Genomic DNA, 17,185 nt, shown 5'->3' on the forward strand with positions numbered 1-17,185 from the left:
TACTCACTGTTCCCGGCGCGAAGTGCTAGAGTTGACGGGTACAAGTTGATTTTTAAACAACTTCCATATTATAGCTCTATAAATTACAAATTATGGTACTGTGTTACATGAATTCTTCATTCAGTAAAATTACCATAGATTCAAGTCCCAGGCTAATAGTGCAAGTCATTAAAAACCGACTTCATATCTAATCTTTAGTCCTCTTGAGAGGACTTTTGTTATTAGGCAGGGATTGAAATCCCTGACTCTCTCAATCAGCAAGTTTAACCTTTTTAATACTCCCATCTTCTTTCAAATCAACGATTTCAACCTGAACGTTTTGCCCTTCCGATAGAGAACCTGCTTTTTTGGGTTCTTTCTCCGTTAATTTAATCGTTCCCAAAATCTCATAAGTCACCTTATTTCCCTTAATATTAGTAACGATTGCCTCTAAAATTTGACCGATGTTAAACGCTTGACTACCAACAGCCTCGGCAATTTCTGCTTGACGGGCGGACTCAGCAACAGGCGCCGGAATCTCTCCAATTGACCCCGAACTTTGGTAATATCGCATTAAACGCGCTACCCAACCGAGAATCTGTAACATTACTATTGAATCATTTTCATAGGCTTTAAGATATTGAGTACAAGTTGCTTCTATTGTTTCATAATATCTGGAAGTTTGTCTGCTGTGACCAATACTTCGACCATTTTTAGTTAAGGTTTTCAGATAGTTGAAAAACTTCTGTCCAGATTCGTTGGGACTCACATAATTTCTGAGATAGGAAATCGCTTTTCTTAACTCATTTACATCTGTATTTTCTAAAACTAAAGTTTTGGCGATCGCGTGAGCAGTTGTCCACTGATTTTCTGTTAGCATTAGTACATTCCTTCTGGGGGTTCACGATCTGTTGGATAACGTAAAATTTCAGCAAGTTGTTTAAGTTGGGTAGTTTGAATCAAACTCGAATGAGCCAATTGAATCTTTTCTCGAATAAACTGTTTTAATTCTTCACCCATTTTTGTGTTTTCTGAAGGCTGAAAATTAGAATAGCGTTCTTGTAAATCTTGCTGATTTTGTAAAACATTAGCTGCGGTTATTTCAACTGTCATTGTTCCCATTCCGATGGGTTTACCGCCTCCCACTTTCAACGCTATTGGGTAGTTTTCATCTTGTCCGAGAGCAATTAGTAAAGTTCCGAGTTCCGCAGATTTGAGGTTTTTAAAGCGAATTTTGGTTGTGAATATATATTCTTTTGCCGCTTGTTGAACAGGAATTCCCTGATTTTGACCTTTATCAATCGCTCGAATGGTATGATAATAAAACTTCCGTCCTGCAACTTTTCCCCGTTTAAAATAAGCGGTTCGTTCATCCGGGCGAGGACGATAAAGAGACGGCATAAAACCCGTTGAAAAGTTATGATTTTCGCATTTTGCATCATTAAATTCTATTAAACCTTGCCAATCTAACGCCCCAAAAACTTGACTCGCAGGACACAGTTTATCTTTGCTTTTACAGGGTAAACGTTCCGGCGGAATTTTATCTTTATATCTTGAAGTAATAACGGCTAACGTGCTATTAGTAATCGCTTCATAAACTGAACGAACACAGCCTTTTAATGAACTTCCTTGAATCGAAAGTTTTTGATCAACGTCTTGAATCATCGTTTTAATTAAGGGAACACGGGTATTAATATCGCTTCCCATTGCGACAATACCCGTTGAGACATGAACCGCAGTTTTAACGGTTAATTTTAGTTCAAGAGTTCCATGAATTCGATCATTAAAAAATTGCTGATGTCCGGCTGGAGGTTGTAAATTCGGGCGGTTTTCTGGAAATGAAACCAATTGATAGGGTTTATAATTATTAACTCCTACATCAGCATTTGTAGCAGGAGGTTGGCTGGGTTGGTTAGGTCTGTTTGACTTTTTGATAGGGCGATTTGTCATTGTTTTTCCTGAATAGTTAGAGCGATAAAGTGTACAGTAGAAGTGGTTTTATTTTTGAAATAACGTTGAGCAATCTTGAAATTATCGGGATATTTAAAACGATTCGGAAAGCGTGTTACCGTTGGCTGGTATAAATAAGCGTCTCGCACTTCTGTTTCCCATTCACAATCATTCTCAACGGCTAAAAATTTGGGTAGAGAATCACTTTCAGTTAATAGCAAGACTTCAAAACCGGAACCTTTTCGTTTCCAACGTAGTTCTAACTTTGAGTTAAACATCTGTCCTTCAGGACTGGGATTTTGTTCAAAATCAGAGGGTAATTCTTCAACAATTCCACTCACTTTATCAACCCAACGCAGAAAGTAATAGCTATTTGAATTAGCATTTTGAGTTAATAACTCTTTCAACTCATCAACTGAATAAATATTATTATAACCAACAAAACTCATCGGGTTCCTCCTGGCTGTAACAGTTTTTTCCAAGCTTTAACTGAACGGGTAAATAAATCTTTTACCTGTTCTTCTCCTGAGAACGTTAATTCTACCCCAAATCCCAAATCCATCAATTGAGCCGCAACAGGTGTTTCTTCTATTTCTTGATTATCGGGTATTGGAAAACCATAACATTTTGCTTCTTCCCTTTCCAGAAATTCACCCGCACCTAATAACATTGTATTTTCCCATTTTTTCTCACTTCCGAGAAGGCTTATTTGCTGATTATCCTCTGCTAAAATGCAACTTGGATACTGAACAGTAGCAGAATTATACTGCACAGAAACCGTTCCTAAACCGCGAGATTTCGCAAACCCCAAACCAAACCAACCATCGTTCAAATCTCGCAATACTAAACCCATTAAACCTAACTGAGCGAGTGTAAAATTCTTGAAGTGAATTTTGGTTTTAAATTCTCCAGATGTACAGACTTGATAGTTAAATGGGCCTACAGCAACCGAACCAAAAACGCGATCAATTGCGACGCCGTTACGTTCTTCTATTTTGAGTTGAGTTTTGTCGGTTGGATAAGCATCTTCAATTCTAACTCGACTGGCAATTGAAGTATTTCCAAACATTTGATCCGTGAAAGATGAAAGTTTGTAAATATCGCAACTGGATATATTTTTAGTTTTGAGATAATCATACTTATCATTTAACGGATCATTCGCCCAGGGAAGGCTGGAATTACTGGAGTTTGTTTCTCGTCCAACAGTTCTCACAATGCGTTCAGCATGAGCGCGAATGGCTCCTTTTAAAGAACTCCCCGGAAGATAAATTGAACGTCCGCCTGTGTGGTAAGTTTCCACAAATTCCATATCGGGTTTTGTCGGATCTGCGCCTTCTTTTCCCGATTTAATTAAAATCGGCCCGTCAGGAATAATCGTTAAATTGATTGTACAATGATTAACTAATTTTTTGTGCATTGTTATTTTCTGAATTAATTTGAATTGATTCTAATCTCGGTTTTGTTCGACTGGATTTTCGGCTTCAGTACGTTGAGATATTTTTGTATTGAGATGTTCAATCAGTTTCCCAACCCATTCATCTTTATAGTCTGAAGCATCTTCATAGGCTGTTTCATCATTTCTGATGATTTTTTGTAGATAAGTCAACAAAAATTCGGGATGATTCTCAACATCAACCCAACGCATTTTATCAATTTCTAAACGAACCACACCTAAGCCGCGAGAACGTCCGCCACCTAACGGAATTTGTTCGGTTTCAAACTGATGCAAACCAATCATTAATAAACCTAATTCCCAATCTTCTGCATTTTCTACAACTGCTTTAAAATCAAAATCCGTTCCGCCTGGTACAACTTGATAATCATAAAGTTTACCTTCGGATGCGGTTTCTGTATCTCTATCTATCGCTACTCCATCTCGTTCTTGATATTGATTAAACCAAGTGTTAGTATCAACAGTTAAATCTCGGACTTGAAATTTACTCGCTATCCAAGGAGAACCAAACAAACTAGATATTAAGTCTGTATTTTCAAGAATATATTCGTGCAAACGGTTTTCTTTTTCTTGTGAGTTCAGATTCTTGAGTTCGTTCATTTTGAACTTTGCTAATTCTTTAGAAGTGAGCGACCATTCATCATTTATACTCGGATTACCGACTAATTTAGGGTTATTTCCTAAGATTCCTCGCAGGAAACTTTCAAGACGCGATCGCAATGCGCCTTTGAAGCTAGAACCCGGAATAAAAGGCTGTCCTAACGCATCTTTAATCACAGGTAAATCCGATCCAATAGGTTCAGTTGAACGTCCTGCACTAATGCGTAATGCGGTAATTGTGGTCAGTTTTCCAGTTAGTTCGAGTCGATTTTTAAAGGTTTCAAACATAAGAGTGCATCCTGATTGAGATTAATTAAAAGTTAAGTAACTAAACACATTTTCTACAGAAATATGCCAATTTTGTAGTAAACTTAAAAAAGGTAAATTATCCTGATGGCGTTTAGTTTCGGGTTGTTGGTTTGGCTTAAATATCATCACCATTCGTTCTTGCGGATCAATTAACCATCCCAGATCAGTCCCGTGATTTAAACAAAATAAAATATTGTCAATTACACGGGTTGAACTTTGATCAGGGGAAAGAATTTCGATTGTCCAGTCGGGTGGAATTTCAAAAGTATTTTCGATTTCTCCATTAACATCAACAGGGATTTTTTTCCAAGTAAAAATACTGATATCTGGAACCAGCGAACGACCCCCAAAAGTACAACGTAATTCTGTAAAAGCACAGGCTAAACGTTGAGGTTCAGCGACTTGGTTAATCTCGGTGACTAAGCGAGTTTGGAGTCGGCTATGTTTACCTTTTGGCATCGGTTTTTGGTAAATTTCACCCTCAATATATTCACAAACAGGTTTGGTTTCGGGTTGTTGTAAAAAGTCTTTGAGGGATAGTTTAGGGGGTGATTGAATTGAAGTCATGTGATTTCTAAAAGATTACAGAACATCAGGATTTAATCCTAGTTGTTTAAACTCTTTCACTGCGCTCGACATGATCGTGAGTTCCATAGTGCCGAAGTGATAAATTGTCCCCATCAACAATCTTACAACTGACTCGCATACTTAAATTAACCCGAAAATGATCAATAGTTGTATTTTTGTAAGTCTCAAGTTGTACACCTCCATCCCCTTTCAAAGCTTGTACTCCATTTTTTGATTGACTAAGTAACTTAGAAACTTTAGCAAGGGTTTCTTGAAGTTTAGCTCGTTCCTTGTTATCACTAACTCTTTGATAGTCCTGAACAAATGATCGCTCGTACCTAAGCTTAGGAAAAGTCAAAAGTTCACCAGAGAGAAGTTCAGTTTTTTTCTGATCCCAGATCAGGTTTCCCCAGTTCGATAAAATCACTTCGCCATCAACTTCAAATATCAATGCTTCTTGAATGCCTCCAAGTTCAGAACGATTAAATTCTACTCCGGCTACCATCAGTGCTATTTCAAGGGTATAAGGTTTAATGACAGTCTCATCAATATTTATGGGTAGTCGAGGAATCTTAATCACTTCAGAGTTTGCGCCTTCAAAAATATAAATGATTTCATCAGCATAAAACATTCCAATCGTGTTTAAATATCCCTGTAAAGCTTTAAAACCACCCACTAAATTGAATTTGATTTCATAGCCATATCTTTTAAATTCTGGCAAAGTTTTTTGAAATTGTTCTAATAGTTGATCAATACCCCGTTTAAACTTGCCTGTACTTTTAGTAGACAGTTCCTCTGGAGCATAAACTTCAACTGTCATTCCTTTTAACTTTAACTTTAAGAAACGTTCGACAATATTAGCTGCTATTTTTCCCTGTGCTGTATCTGTTGTAATTAACCAATGTTGATCTTGCGGATTTTTCTCTGTATACTCATAGATACCATAAATACCATTGAGTTCTGCACTAATTTCTCTAATTTCATCATCTTCCGTATCTTCATTATAGAGTTTATCCTCGACTCGTTGTTTTAAGGTTTCAAGAATCTTTTGAACGTCTGGATAATATTCCATTTCCTCAACAGTATAGTTAGCCGCTTCATTTAAGCGTTCTAGCCAGCTACTCGGATCATAATCTCGGTCAATTTGATTGGTCAATAAACTTGTACCGACTGTTGAAATAATAAATTGTGGCATGATGCTATATTCCTAAATATCAAGTGAGTAAAATGATAAAAATGCTTTAAAATTCACCTTCGAGTTTGTACTTCAGGTAACGCGCACCATATCCTAAGTAACGACGTGTTAGCTGAATCAAAATAGAGTTGTATTCATCTGTTTTTGCTTCTTTTGAAATCTTACGAGCAAGTTCTTTCAACTTACCATCAATGTCTTTAATTATTGTTTCAGCTAAAGACTCTTTACCTCTACCCCACTTATTATCACGACCTACTTGATAACGTAAAAAGTTTTTAATCGCTTCTGTGCTTTCTGTACTCTCTGCAACTCTCACTAAATTGCGAAACTGTGATTCTTCCAATTTGCCGTATGAAGCTGTCTTATTTAAAGCTATTTGTATAGCAATCACGATTTCATCTTCCTCTTTACGAATACATTCCTGAATTTTCAGTTCTTTTTGAGCCTGAATTCTCAATTCTTTTTGTTGTTCAATATCTTCGTTCATACAGCTTTCTCCCGGAATTCTAAATGAAACTCATTACAAATTTGTATCTGTCCAAACCCTTCGTTTGTTCGTTCTCCGACTCCTTTACTTTCTAATGTTTTTAAAGCGGTAAACCAGAGATCAGGTTGAGTTGTACTAAACAGATAAACGCCTCCTTTATTCGTGACTAACTCAACGTCTTTCATCAACCCCCAAGCCGCATTCCAACCTGAATAATAGTCATAACTGCTATAGGCGACTTCTAGCTGGAAAGATGAATCATCAACTGTTGCAAATTCTTTCAACATTGCTTCTGAAATAACAGTAGTTCGTCTCCATTTTTCAGTTAGGATAGCATCAGATTGAAGGTCAAGTGTGAAGTAGGTTTTCTCTTGTGAATATTTGCCTGATGCTGGACTAAATAAACTTCCCCAGAGTTGCCATCTTTCTTTTAGTTTATCATTAAATTGGTGAATTCGCTCCTTTACTGAATCTAACTTTTCTAGTAACTCAGCCTGAATCTTAACTTTCCCTAACCCTCGTGAAATTGAACCACCTAAACGAAATAATTCACTGTTTCTCTCAATGAAATGAAGTAACTTCTTTGCTAATTCTTCTTCTGGGACTAGAATAGCACCTCGATAGATTGACGGCTTTTCCTTTTTGGGTTGAGATTCATTCAACACCTCAATACTGTAGAGAATCGATTCCTCAGCCGTCGCCCGTTTGCGGTTTATTCCAACTCTCGTTAACAGGCGTTTGTTTGCCGAGAGGGGATGGTACTTATCGTTTATTTTACAATAAAATCCGCTAAAATTATCAACGCGATCATAATCTTTTGGACAATTTGGATCATAGAGTTGACCATAATCTTCCGCACAAAACTGATCAATTAAAGTATCAAACACCCCATTTCCTTTATCTTTAAAACCAGGCTTCGCTTTGGAACTGAGAACGGTTGCAGGAAGAACTAAAACTGTATCAATTTTTGTGTGATTTTTAGGTGGATTGGCTGGATAAGCATTTTGAAAAATTGCCGAGTTTTCATTTAAAAATAGGGCGTGAAAATCATCGTTGGGTTCGGGGTTTTGATTGGATTGTAACAGAACAGAAGCAAACGCACCTCGGATAACAGAACCGGGAATATAATCTTGGGCTTCACTAATAGAACCGCCTGGTTTATGACGACCAATTGCGAGGGGAGATAACGCTTCTATTTCGAGTTGAATTCGATTCATTTTTGGACTCCTTTAGCGAGAAATTCCCAAGCTGAACTCTCTGTATTAATGTCAGATAATGTGCTTTCTAAATTCCAAGTTAACCAACCTAAACCTGCGGATTTACTCCCACCCAACGCATGAATATGATGCAATCCCGCAGCGATTAATACTTTGGCAAAATTTGGACAGTTGGGTAAGAAATGAATCTGACCTGTGAATTGTAATTTTGCGTTGACGGGAGAGGTTTCTAGAAAGTAAAGTTTTTGTTCTTCTGCGGTGCGACGACGGCGATTAATCGTTACACCGGGACGTAAAATTTCAGGGAGATAATCTGGATTTTCTGTACAAATCAAATCATCAAATAAAACGCGAGAGGGTAAGCTAGGATTGCCAAAGATTTGACAGATTAAACAGTGATATTGATCATCAATTTGATATTCATCACGATGAAATTTTTGTTCCTCATTTTCCGATAAACCCTCTCGTTGAGGACACATGGTATTCGGTGTAGGAGATTCACAAACCCCCCAACCTAAACCCCTTGTTATTTTCTCACATTCATGTCGCAAACGACCTTTAATTTGAGATGCAGGAATGAGTAAATTTCCGTCTGTATTGCGAAGAATAGGTTTATCCGCCAAAGAACCCGATGAACCTCCCGCACCCACGCACAAAGCAGTGTCAAGCGTTGCAGTAATGGTGTGAGATTCTATCGATAAATTGAAGTTTTCTAGAGAGATCATTGATTCGCCTCTGTTGGTTGTTCAGATGCTTTTGATGAGTCGGTATTTGTTTTTTCAGTAAAAGCAAATAGGTCTACTAAATCTCGCCAAATTGTTTCATAATAGGGGTCTTCTGGCTTGTCTTTATCGCGTTTTCCATCTTCATACATCCAGGGTGCTATAATTCCATCATTTGTTTTTGCTGAACACCAAACGTCTTCAAAGTCTTGTTTTATTGTACCTTTTCCTTGAGTTAAACGTACCCTAAAATAGCGATAATTTAGAATTGCGGTGCGTTTTCCTCGTTCGAGTAAACTGCGAATTTGATACAGTTGCGATCGCGGAAAATCTACGTTTTTAAAAGCTTGAACAGTTTTCAAAAGTCCTCCGATTTCATGTAAGGTGTAAGGTGCTGCATAGAGTCTTAGCTTGGGTTTGGTAAAATCTTTTGTAAGTCCTTGTTCTCGAAACTCTTTAATACTCGATGCAATCATTGTGACTGATTTCATGGTTAAAAAGTCTATTGTTCCCCCATAATATCCTTGTTTTCGCAACAGTTTTGCACGTTCTTTCGCCGATTTCAGCAGTTGATTTGTTAACTTATCAGCATAGTAAATCGGTGTTTCTTCAGCAGTAATTAAAACTCCGGTTGAGATACTGAGTTCACATTGATTATTTCCGGTTGGAAGATTATCACCATGACAACGATGAACCGCTTGAGGCGTGTAGGTTTCATCTGAATTATAACCCCTTGTTTTCAGCAGTTCTTCAAATTTTTCACCCAATGTTTTGGCAACTTCTAACGCTTTATTTGCCGGAACAATTAAAAGAACATCATCTCCGCCAATCGTAATAATTTCAAAGGGATGAATCCAATCTCCATTTTTGTTTTCAATATCTGGATCGGTTAAGTTTTTTAACTGATGGGGTCGGAGATGTTCAGATAACGCATAATAAACGGCTTTTTCTGTTGCGTTGAAAATATCTTGGCTAAATTTTTTGTAATCTTGGGGGGTTTTAACTTCTTTCTGAATATAACCTCCCATGTTATTACCATCGGCGTAGATATAAGCAATAAAACCGTTATAAACATTCCCTAATTCTCGCACAGTTCCGGCTTTTTTAGGCTGGTAACATTCAGGATCGGGACATTCCGAATAATATTTATCCTTCTGTTCGCGGTTTTCTTTGAGATAGTCTTCAAATTCCCCAACCCAACTTTTGATTTTAATACCTGTCGGTTGCCAACCTAATTGAAGCTTATTAAACCAAGTTGGTAAATGATCTTGTAAAGCTTCATCTTTAGCAATTTGACCCACAATTTTTTTCCGAACTAATGCTTCTGATACAAGCGGTTGACTTGCAATTTCATCGATTTTAGCAATAGCTGAACGGCGATCACTTTCATCCCGAACTAAATAAGGATGAGTTTCAAACATTGGCGGATAACGACGACTCAGGCGGTTTTCGGTGTGATTTCCACTGCGTCGCTGATTGAATTGAATTGCTAGTTTTGTGACCAGTTCATTAAAGCTTTTGCGGTTTTTAAATTGTTCGTCTTCGTTAACATCTGGCTGTTTATAATAGGCTTCTAGCAGGGGATGATTTCGATTTTGACGATATTTTTCCAGCCAAAAGCAGTTTTCATCGATAGTATCGGGAAGGACACCTAAACGCAATTCTAAAAACTTAAAACAATCTCCAACTGCACAGGAATTAGCGGTTAAAGTTTCGTAGGTGTAACGTTTTTCAATGGCATCACAGAGTTGATCGACGAATGCAGCCGGACAAAAGGCTAAGATATTTCCGCCTGTTGAATAGATGATTAATTCAGGGATTAAAGCTGCTTCTAAATCCGGTAAATTTTTACTCAGCCACTGTGAAATAGTAATGGACTTGCCTTTCCCAAAAAATGCGGGTAAATCAACTAAATTAATCCGATCTAATAGTGCCGATGCGCCCCGAACGTCGGGTAATTTTGCGGCTTCAAATACATATTGTTTGATTTTAGTTGCCCCTCCGTAAATTAAACCGATTTTAGAATTCCAAAGGGTTGAATATTTTTCAGTTAATTGTTTTAAATCAGCTAAAGTGTCGGGAAATTTTATATCTTCTAATTGCCTCACCTGTTGAACGATTAATTTAACTTCCTCCGAAACTTCCTGATTTTCCAGCATCGCTTTTCGCATTTGCTGTAATATTTCTAGATTGACTTGAGGTTGAGTTTCTTCTCCCCAAGCCAAACACCAAGCGATGCCAATGGATAAATCTGGTAAAGAATCTGTCATTATTTCACCCTTGATTAAACGTCTATTGAAAGCAGTTGAGATGAAAACCCCGTCTGGTTTTTAACTGATTAAATAGTGGTTCAAAACTGATAACACGGCGATTTTATTGGGTTGTATCATTCCACAAACATCAACAATAACCTGTTTTTTATGGTGTCCTAGTTTGAGAATGGCTTGGGCGTGGTAGGTGAAAAGCTCTGGGGTCAAACCCCCTTTTTTACTGCTTTGAAAATTTCCTGATCAATATTTTTTTTATTCTAACACGTCATTACCCTAACCATTCCGATTAGCCCGTTGAAGATAGATTTCAGAATATTGCGGTAACAAGACTTGAAATCAAGTCTGATAAAACACAGTTTAAACGCTATAATACACCCAACAACTATCAAGGCAGGAGAGAGTTTTGAGTCAATTTTACCTATAAAATAAAGGGACTAACTAGAGCTTCTCGAGAATGAGTCTTAATCCCCGGTTCTCGACTAAAATAGAATCTGTACGATGAAAATAATCGGTTTTTAGATTTGATCAGAAGGCGCTTCTAACGACACAGAAAACCAGACGTACCTATACAAAGCGGTGATCAACAGCTACACTCAAAATCAAGTGAAAAAGCAGGAAGTAAGTGTTAAACTGTATGATAGGAAACTGTCACGCACACTTCGCGCTGGGAGGGGTGAGTGCTGAACTCAAACCTGACGCGCTAAAAATAATACAGAGTTGAATTAAGTTCGGGAAATCAGGTTGTATGACAGACACAATTCGCATTTTTTTGGGACGACTGGAACTGATGTTAGCAGTCGGATCTGCACTCGCCTATACAATAGCTTGTCTGATTCTTCGCTTTGCTCAAAGTCGGTTTATCTTTTTTCCCTCCAGAAAAATTCAAACTACACCCGCAGAATTTAATTTACCTTATCAAGAAGTTTGGCTTCCTGTAACGACAAAAACGGGGAAGCTAGAACAGGTTCATGGATGGTGGATTCCTTCTGATTCCCCTACGGAAAAGCGTGTTATTCTTGATTGTCATGGTAATCGCAGTAATATTAGTGCGAATTTAGATTTGGCTCAACAATTTCATCACATGGGTTTGTCTGTTTTTTTGATTGATTATCGAGGATATGGACGCAGCACCAAACGGATTCCTACAGAAACAACTGTTTACGAGGATGTAGAAAAAGCTTGGAATTACTTAATCCATGAACGAGGGATTAATCCTCATCATATCTTTATTTTTGGTCATTCTCTCGGGGGTGCAATCGCAATTGATTTAGCCTCTAAACATCCAGAAATAGCGGGGTTAATTATCGAAAGCTCTTTTACTTCTATTCGTAAAATGGTTGATTTTCAAAAAAGATACTGGATGTTCCCGATTGATCTCCTCTTAACTCAAACCTTCAATTCAATTTCTAAAGTTTCTCAGCTCAAAATGCCGATTTTATTTACTCATGGCACAAATGATCGCGTTGTTCCTGTCGAAATGAGCAAACAACTCTTTACCGCAGCAATTGAACCCAAACAACTTTTAATTGTACCCGGAGCAGGTCATAACAATGTCCGTCAAGTCGGAGGAATTTTGTATCACGAGGCTTTACGACAATTTATCGAACAATATTAACCGAAAATCGCGTTAAGTTTTATCAAGATTTTAACTCGACTATCTAGGGACATTTAATTAATCTTGCTTATGAGTGCCAACAGAAATTTATATCTGGAGAAGATTGTAAATCTCGATTTGATTTGTAAAAATCGCCGAAGTGATTTACAATAGAAGATCTAAACTTAGAAGTGCAATAATGGAAACAGGTATTTTATCTGGCTTATTACTCGCTTTTGCTAACGGTGCAATTTGTCTAGCGTTACCCGCAGTTTTAGCCGCAGTTCCGAGCAAACGTAAGTCAATGAATCATGTTACTTCTGTATCAAAATCCCTCAACCCGTCTGAACTGATTACTCAAGAAGCTCACTAGAATTATTTTTTGACTGAAAATAAAGTCTGACTTCACTATGGAAAATTGTTAATCAATCAAGTGCCTATTAATCTGGGGGGATAGCCAGATAACCTTTAGAGTTTTAGGCTTTTCCCCTTATTTTCCATCAAAGACGCTGGTGAGTCAGATGATTATTTCCAACCCGCCCGATCCATCAATCGAATCGCCTCGGGATTCTGTTTACCATAGACGGCGACATTCATTGAATCACTTTTGAAGGTTCCAAACTGACTTAAAGTCCCTGAAACAGGTACTCCCGAAACAACAGGATATTCATGATTTCCTTGAGCAAAGATTTTTTGGGCTTCAGGACTCACCAAATATTCTAGAAACTTCACCGCTCCTGCTTTATTCGGTGCTGACTTCACGACTCCTGCACCACTAATATTAATATGAGTCCCCCGATCTCGTTGATTCGGGAAAAACATTCCGACTTTTTGGGCAACGGCTTTGTCTTCCGCTTTGCTGGAACTCGCTAAACGCGCTAAATAGTAAGTATTAGCAATAGCTAAATCTCCAACCCCGGCAGCAACGGCTTGAATTTGAGCGGTATCATTGCCTTCTGGGGGACGACCAAAGTTAGCAACTAAAGCCTTAGCCCATTTTTCGGTTTCTGCGCCGCCATGAACCTCTAGGAGCGACGCCACTAAAGATTGATTGTAAATATTACTCGAAGAACGAATCAGCACTTTCCCTTTCCATTTGGGATCTGCTAAATTTTCGTAGGTAGACAGTTGAGCCGGATTGACTTTGGCTTTATTGTACATGATCACTCTAGCCCGTTTAGACAGACCAAACCAGTGATTTCCCGGATCTCGTAAGTTAGCGGGAATGGCGTTATTCAAAACCGAAGAGGAAATAGGCTGAAATATCCCTTGCTGCTGGGCTTTCCACAAATTTCCCGCATCAACGCTGATCAGCACGTCTGCGGGACTATTAGCACCCTCGCTCTTAATTCGTTCAGTTAACTGAGCTGCATCACCTTCAACTAGGTTAATCTTAATGCCAGTCTTTTTCGTAAAGCCTTCATAAAGTTGATTATCAGTGTCATAATGTCGGGATGAATACAGGTTAACCACTCCTGCATTAGCAAAACTAGGATTCCTTCTACCGAGTTCTCCTAAAGTTACTGCGGCGATCGCTGTTCCACTTGCTAAAAATACTCTTCGTGTAATTTTACTCATTTCGGCTTTATTCCTTGAAATCAAACGTTTTTAGAGCTTCAAGATTCTACACTCTAGGGATTAACTTAAGCTGTTAATGCAAGTAATTCTTAAGTTCTAATTCCGAAGAAAGATTCTATCATAAGAAATGGGTCTTGATTAAGAAAATTTTGGATGAGCTTTAGACTGAGACTAACTCAGGCAAAAAAAAGACACCCCAGCAGTAGCAAGGGTGAACGGTTCAAGTCAAAATCAGCAATTCAGTTGCAGTAAAGGGTATCGCGAGTATTGCGTCCCGTCACCGGGTTTGTTCCTTCAGCTACCGCACAGAGCTTTTGCTGCATATCTCGACGCAATAAAACATCGGTGAAATCAGCCCCCTGGATAATCGCATTGGTAAAATCAGTATTATAAGCATAAGCCCCTTCTAGGATGGCATTGGTGAGATTAGCTTTGTTAAAGCGAGCCGTGTCTAAGGTGGCATACCGGAGATCCGCCCCTTCAAAATTCGTCCGTTGTAGCTTCGCCCCAAACAAACTAACGCCCCGCAAGTCACTATGGCTAAAGTTACTTTCCTGCAAGTTCGCAAAGTCAAACTCAGAGTCAGTGAGAACCTGTTCAGAGAAATCAGCATTTAAGAGGGTTCGCTTCTCGTAGTTCTCCGCCCCTGCGGGTTGAGAAGTTATCCCGGTTACAATTAACCAAAGTCCAACGAGAAAAGCTAAACTAATGGTCTGAAATCGTAAGAAAATACTATTATTCATATCCCAACTATTTTTTCAAGGTCTGAACTCTGATCAATATTTATGTTAATCAAGTCCGCAAACAAATTTCAATTCTATCCTACCGTGAGTATTCCTTTTTCGAGCCGTGATTCTTCTTATCCCCTGTCTCAAACCATCGGAACTTTGGGAGAACAACTGGTACAAGCCTGGTTAAACCAACAAGGTTGGGAAATTTTATTTCATCAGTATCGCTGTCGTTGGGGAGAAATCGATCTGATTGCACGAAAAATAGCAGACTCAAAACCTGAGTCCACTGTAATTTTTGTAGAGGTAAAAACCCGTAAAAAACGCAATTGGGATGAAGATGGCCTTTTAGCGATTACCCCAACTAAACAAGCCAAACTAATTAAATCTGCTCAAACCTTTTTAAGCGATCGCCCGGAACTGGCTGACTTCCCGTGTCGGTTTGATGTTGCCCTGGTTCGATGCGATCGCCTCACCGTTGATAATTCAAGTCAGGATTCTGGCTCAATCACTCCTGAGTCCTTGTTTCCGACTGCCCTGGGTCAACCTGTTCAGTGGAAAGGCTATCAGCTCATCCTACAAAACTACATTCAATCTGCATTTGAGGATCAGAGCTAAATCTTTAAGCCAGAGCCTCTGGACAATAACCCAGACCTTGAACAAACTGAGTTCGGAATGCCTCAATATCCTCTCGATTCGGTTGACCATGAGACACCACAGCCACTTGATAGCGACGCATCACACTCAAGGGAGACTGTCCTGTTTCTAGCCCCCACAGGGCCATCTTAATCCGAATATTCGGTTCGTAGGGAATTCCCAACTCACTCATAAACGCTCTAAAGTCTCCATGCTGTTTGGCTGTTAGAGACTGACTCATTTTAACTTTGACAATCCAACCATCGATTTGGTGAATCACAGTCACCAACCGGACAGGGAGTTGAGTCTGAGTGCGTAAATGATCTACAACTCTAAGCGTAAGGCTGGTATTGGCAAGGTAGTAGAGGTATTCCATCGTCGATCTTCTCCCGCATAGTCCTCCCGCCTTTAGATCGCTTCTCTTGTTCTGGCAAGACTGGCGATGAGGAGCAAACAGGGCGGGTTCTGTGCTTCTCGGTTTTACCGCTTTATACTTATATAGTCGCGAGATTAGCTTACTCTTGCCAGGGGAAAAGCACCCGATTTGAGATGGGGGATTATACCCAAACTGATTGGGAATTGAGTAATGAACGGCTTTGAGTATTTCTGAACACTATGGAAACAGACAGACTGGACTGGACAACAGAAGGTTATGACTACGAACTCCCGGAGGAACGAATTGCCCAAAACCCTCTCATTCCTCGGGATCAATCTCGCTTGTTAGTCGTTGATTCGCTCACTTCTCACCATCACCGTATCTTTCAGGATCTCCCCAATTACCTAAAATCGGGTGACTTACTGATATTTAACGATACTCGGGTCATTCCGGCTCGTCTCTATGGTAACAAATCCAGTGGGGCTGCCGTTGAGATTTTGTTGATCGAAGAACGAAAGCCGAATTGTTGGTTAGCTTTAGTTAAACCGGGAAGACGCTTTAAAATTGGTGTTCGGGTTGAATTTGAACCGCTCAACTCGACGGATCAAGAGGTTCTGCAACCTTTAAGCGCTACCGTTGTAGAAAATGATGCAGCCACAGGCGGACGGTTATTACAGTTTGATTTACCGGCCGGACAGTCTTTGATCGAACAATTGGATCAGTTTGGCCACATTCCTTTTCCCCCATACGTTACCCAGTCAGACGCCTTACCTCAACAATATCAAACGATTTATGCCCAACGTCCGGGGGCTGTTGCAGCGCCGACTGCGGGTTTACACTTTACCGAGGAACTGTTTGAACGGTTGCACCATCAGGGCATTAACAAGGCGTTTGTAACGTTACACGTGGGAGTGGGTACGTTTCGCCCCGTAGAAGTTAAAGATATTACCACTCATCAAATGCACGCGGAATGGATAGAAGTTTCCGCAGAAACCGTAGAACAAATTGAGAAAACGAAAGCCAATGGGGGACGAATTATTGCCGTCGGAACAACCGTAGTGCGAACCTTAGAAGGAGTAGCGATGGCTGAGGGTAAACTGACTCCCTACTGCGGAAAAACAGAGGCTTTTATTTATCCAGGTTATCAATTTCGGGTGATCGATGGGTTAATTACTAATTTTCATCTTCCCCGTTCGAGTTTAATGATGTTAGTCGCGGCATTAATTGGTCGTCAACGCCTGTTAGATTTGTACCAAGATGCGATCGCTCAAAAAGCTGAGGGTTTTGCTCATCCCTATCGTTTTTATTCCTTTGGGGATGGAATGTTGATTTTACCAGAAGCCGTGATATCTTAAAAAAAATCAGGTTGGCAGGATTTGCCAACCCAATCTACTGGTCTTTGACATACTCCCCATTTCTAAAGAAAGGGGATTCTCCAAGCCTCACGGCTTTGGATTACTGATTCATTGACAACCCTTACAGCATACTGGTTTCCCAATCAACTCCAGAGGGGTGAGTCTCCCC

Annotated in this window: 18 protein-coding genes; 4 read left to right on the forward strand and 14 right to left on the reverse strand. The window is 39.4% G+C overall.

From position 1 onward, the window contains the following. Nucleotides 1-250: 250 nt before the first annotated feature. Genes VB836_RS17730 through cas10 form a run of 11 tightly spaced genes read right to left on the reverse strand, consistent with a single transcriptional unit; the run spans nucleotide 251 to nucleotide 10,749 of the window. Nucleotides 251-859, reverse strand: coding sequence for a hypothetical protein (locus VB836_RS17730; RefSeq protein ID WP_323221148.1), 609 nt, complete (start codon nucleotides 857-859; stop codon nucleotides 251-253). Next, nucleotides 859-1,929, reverse strand: a complete 1,071-nt coding sequence (locus tag VB836_RS17735; RefSeq protein WP_323221150.1) for an RAMP superfamily CRISPR-associated protein — start codon at nucleotides 1,927-1,929, stop codon at nucleotides 859-861. The genes VB836_RS17730 and VB836_RS17735 overlap by 1 nt, the downstream gene beginning before the upstream one ends. After that, the gene (locus tag VB836_RS17740; RefSeq protein WP_323221152.1) at nucleotides 1,926-2,378 is read right to left on the reverse strand and encodes a hypothetical protein; all 453 of its coding nucleotides are present in this window, start codon (nucleotides 2,376-2,378) and stop codon (nucleotides 1,926-1,928) included. The genes VB836_RS17735 and VB836_RS17740 overlap by 4 nt, the downstream gene beginning before the upstream one ends. Then, complete coding sequence (locus VB836_RS17745) at nucleotides 2,375-3,346, reverse strand: RAMP superfamily CRISPR-associated protein (RefSeq protein WP_323221154.1); 972 nt, start codon at nucleotides 3,344-3,346, stop codon at nucleotides 2,375-2,377. The genes VB836_RS17740 and VB836_RS17745 overlap by 4 nt, the downstream gene beginning before the upstream one ends. Nucleotides 3,347-3,376: 30 nt before the next feature. Continuing rightward, nucleotides 3,377-4,270 (reverse strand): type III CRISPR-associated RAMP protein Csx7, encoded by an 894-nt coding sequence (gene csx7, locus VB836_RS17750; RefSeq protein WP_323221156.1) that lies wholly within the window; start codon nucleotides 4,268-4,270, stop codon nucleotides 3,377-3,379. A gap of 21 nt (nucleotides 4,271-4,291) precedes the next feature. Further along, nucleotides 4,292-4,858 carry a Uma2 family endonuclease gene (locus VB836_RS17755; RefSeq protein WP_323221158.1) on the reverse strand — a complete coding sequence of 189 codons (567 nt, stop codon included), beginning with the start codon at nucleotides 4,856-4,858 and terminating at the stop codon, nucleotides 4,292-4,294. A gap of 46 nt (nucleotides 4,859-4,904) precedes the next feature. Then, nucleotides 4,905-6,053 carry a putative CRISPR-associated protein gene (locus tag VB836_RS17760; RefSeq protein WP_323221160.1) on the reverse strand — a complete coding sequence of 383 codons (1,149 nt, stop codon included), beginning with the start codon at nucleotides 6,051-6,053 and terminating at the stop codon, nucleotides 4,905-4,907. A gap of 46 nt (nucleotides 6,054-6,099) precedes the next feature. Next, nucleotides 6,100-6,540, reverse strand: coding sequence for a hypothetical protein (locus VB836_RS17765; protein WP_323221161.1), 441 nt, complete (start codon nucleotides 6,538-6,540; stop codon nucleotides 6,100-6,102). Further along, the gene (gene csx10, locus VB836_RS17770) at nucleotides 6,537-7,757 is read right to left on the reverse strand and encodes a type III-D CRISPR-associated RAMP protein Csx10 (RefSeq protein WP_323221163.1); all 1,221 of its coding nucleotides are present in this window, start codon (nucleotides 7,755-7,757) and stop codon (nucleotides 6,537-6,539) included. Before csx10 ends, VB836_RS17765 begins: the two co-directional genes overlap by 4 nt. Then, nucleotides 7,754-8,482 carry an RAMP superfamily CRISPR-associated protein gene (locus VB836_RS17775; RefSeq protein ID WP_323221165.1) on the reverse strand — a complete coding sequence of 243 codons (729 nt, stop codon included), beginning with the start codon at nucleotides 8,480-8,482 and terminating at the stop codon, nucleotides 7,754-7,756. Before VB836_RS17775 ends, csx10 begins: the two co-directional genes overlap by 4 nt. Next, on the reverse strand, nucleotides 8,479-10,749 hold the full coding sequence (gene cas10, locus VB836_RS17780; protein WP_046277210.1) for a type III-B CRISPR-associated protein Cas10/Cmr2: 2,271 nt from the start codon (nucleotides 10,747-10,749) through the stop codon (nucleotides 8,479-8,481). The genes VB836_RS17775 and cas10 overlap by 4 nt, the downstream gene beginning before the upstream one ends. Before the next feature lie 745 nt (nucleotides 10,750-11,494). On the opposite strand from cas10, the gene VB836_RS17785 reads away from it, so the two are divergent. Next, entirely contained in the window at nucleotides 11,495-12,364 is an 870-nt protein-coding gene (locus VB836_RS17785) for an alpha/beta hydrolase (RefSeq protein ID WP_046277209.1), read from the forward strand. Nucleotides 12,365-12,542: 178 nt separating this feature from the next. Further along, nucleotides 12,543-12,716: a hypothetical protein gene (locus VB836_RS17790; RefSeq protein ID WP_160315391.1), complete on the forward strand. Its 174-nt coding sequence runs from the start codon at nucleotides 12,543-12,545 to the stop codon at nucleotides 12,714-12,716. Between the two features lie 152 nt (nucleotides 12,717-12,868). On the opposite strand, the gene VB836_RS17795 is transcribed toward VB836_RS17790, so the two are convergent. After that, nucleotides 12,869-13,921 (reverse strand): Fe(3+) ABC transporter substrate-binding protein, encoded by a 1,053-nt coding sequence (locus tag VB836_RS17795; protein WP_046277208.1) that lies wholly within the window; start codon nucleotides 13,919-13,921, stop codon nucleotides 12,869-12,871. Between the two features lie 239 nt (nucleotides 13,922-14,160). Continuing rightward, a complete protein-coding gene (locus VB836_RS17800; RefSeq protein ID WP_046277207.1) occupies nucleotides 14,161-14,664 on the reverse strand; it encodes a pentapeptide repeat-containing protein in 504 nt (167 codons plus the stop codon). Nucleotides 14,665-14,748: 84 nt separating this feature from the next. Between VB836_RS17800 and VB836_RS17805 the strand changes: the two genes are divergently transcribed. Continuing rightward, nucleotides 14,749-15,267: a YraN family protein gene (locus VB836_RS17805; protein WP_323221168.1), complete on the forward strand. Its 519-nt coding sequence runs from the start codon at nucleotides 14,749-14,751 to the stop codon at nucleotides 15,265-15,267. Nucleotides 15,268-15,271: 4 nt separating this feature from the next. On the opposite strand, the gene VB836_RS17810 is transcribed toward VB836_RS17805, so the two are convergent. After that, on the reverse strand, nucleotides 15,272-15,661 hold the full coding sequence (locus VB836_RS17810) for a hypothetical protein (protein WP_046277206.1): 390 nt from the start codon (nucleotides 15,659-15,661) through the stop codon (nucleotides 15,272-15,274). Between the two features lie 239 nt (nucleotides 15,662-15,900). Between VB836_RS17810 and queA the strand changes: the two genes are divergently transcribed. Beyond that, nucleotides 15,901-17,016 carry a tRNA preQ1(34) S-adenosylmethionine ribosyltransferase-isomerase QueA gene (queA, locus tag VB836_RS17815; RefSeq protein ID WP_323221170.1) on the forward strand — a complete coding sequence of 372 codons (1,116 nt, stop codon included), beginning with the start codon at nucleotides 15,901-15,903 and terminating at the stop codon, nucleotides 17,014-17,016. The last annotated feature ends 169 nt before the right edge of the window (nucleotides 17,017-17,185 follow it).

The sequence above is a fragment of the Limnoraphis robusta BA-68 BA1 genome (assembly GCF_034932365.1).
GTDB lineage: Bacteria > Cyanobacteriota > Cyanobacteriia > Cyanobacteriales > Microcoleaceae > Capilliphycus > Capilliphycus robustus.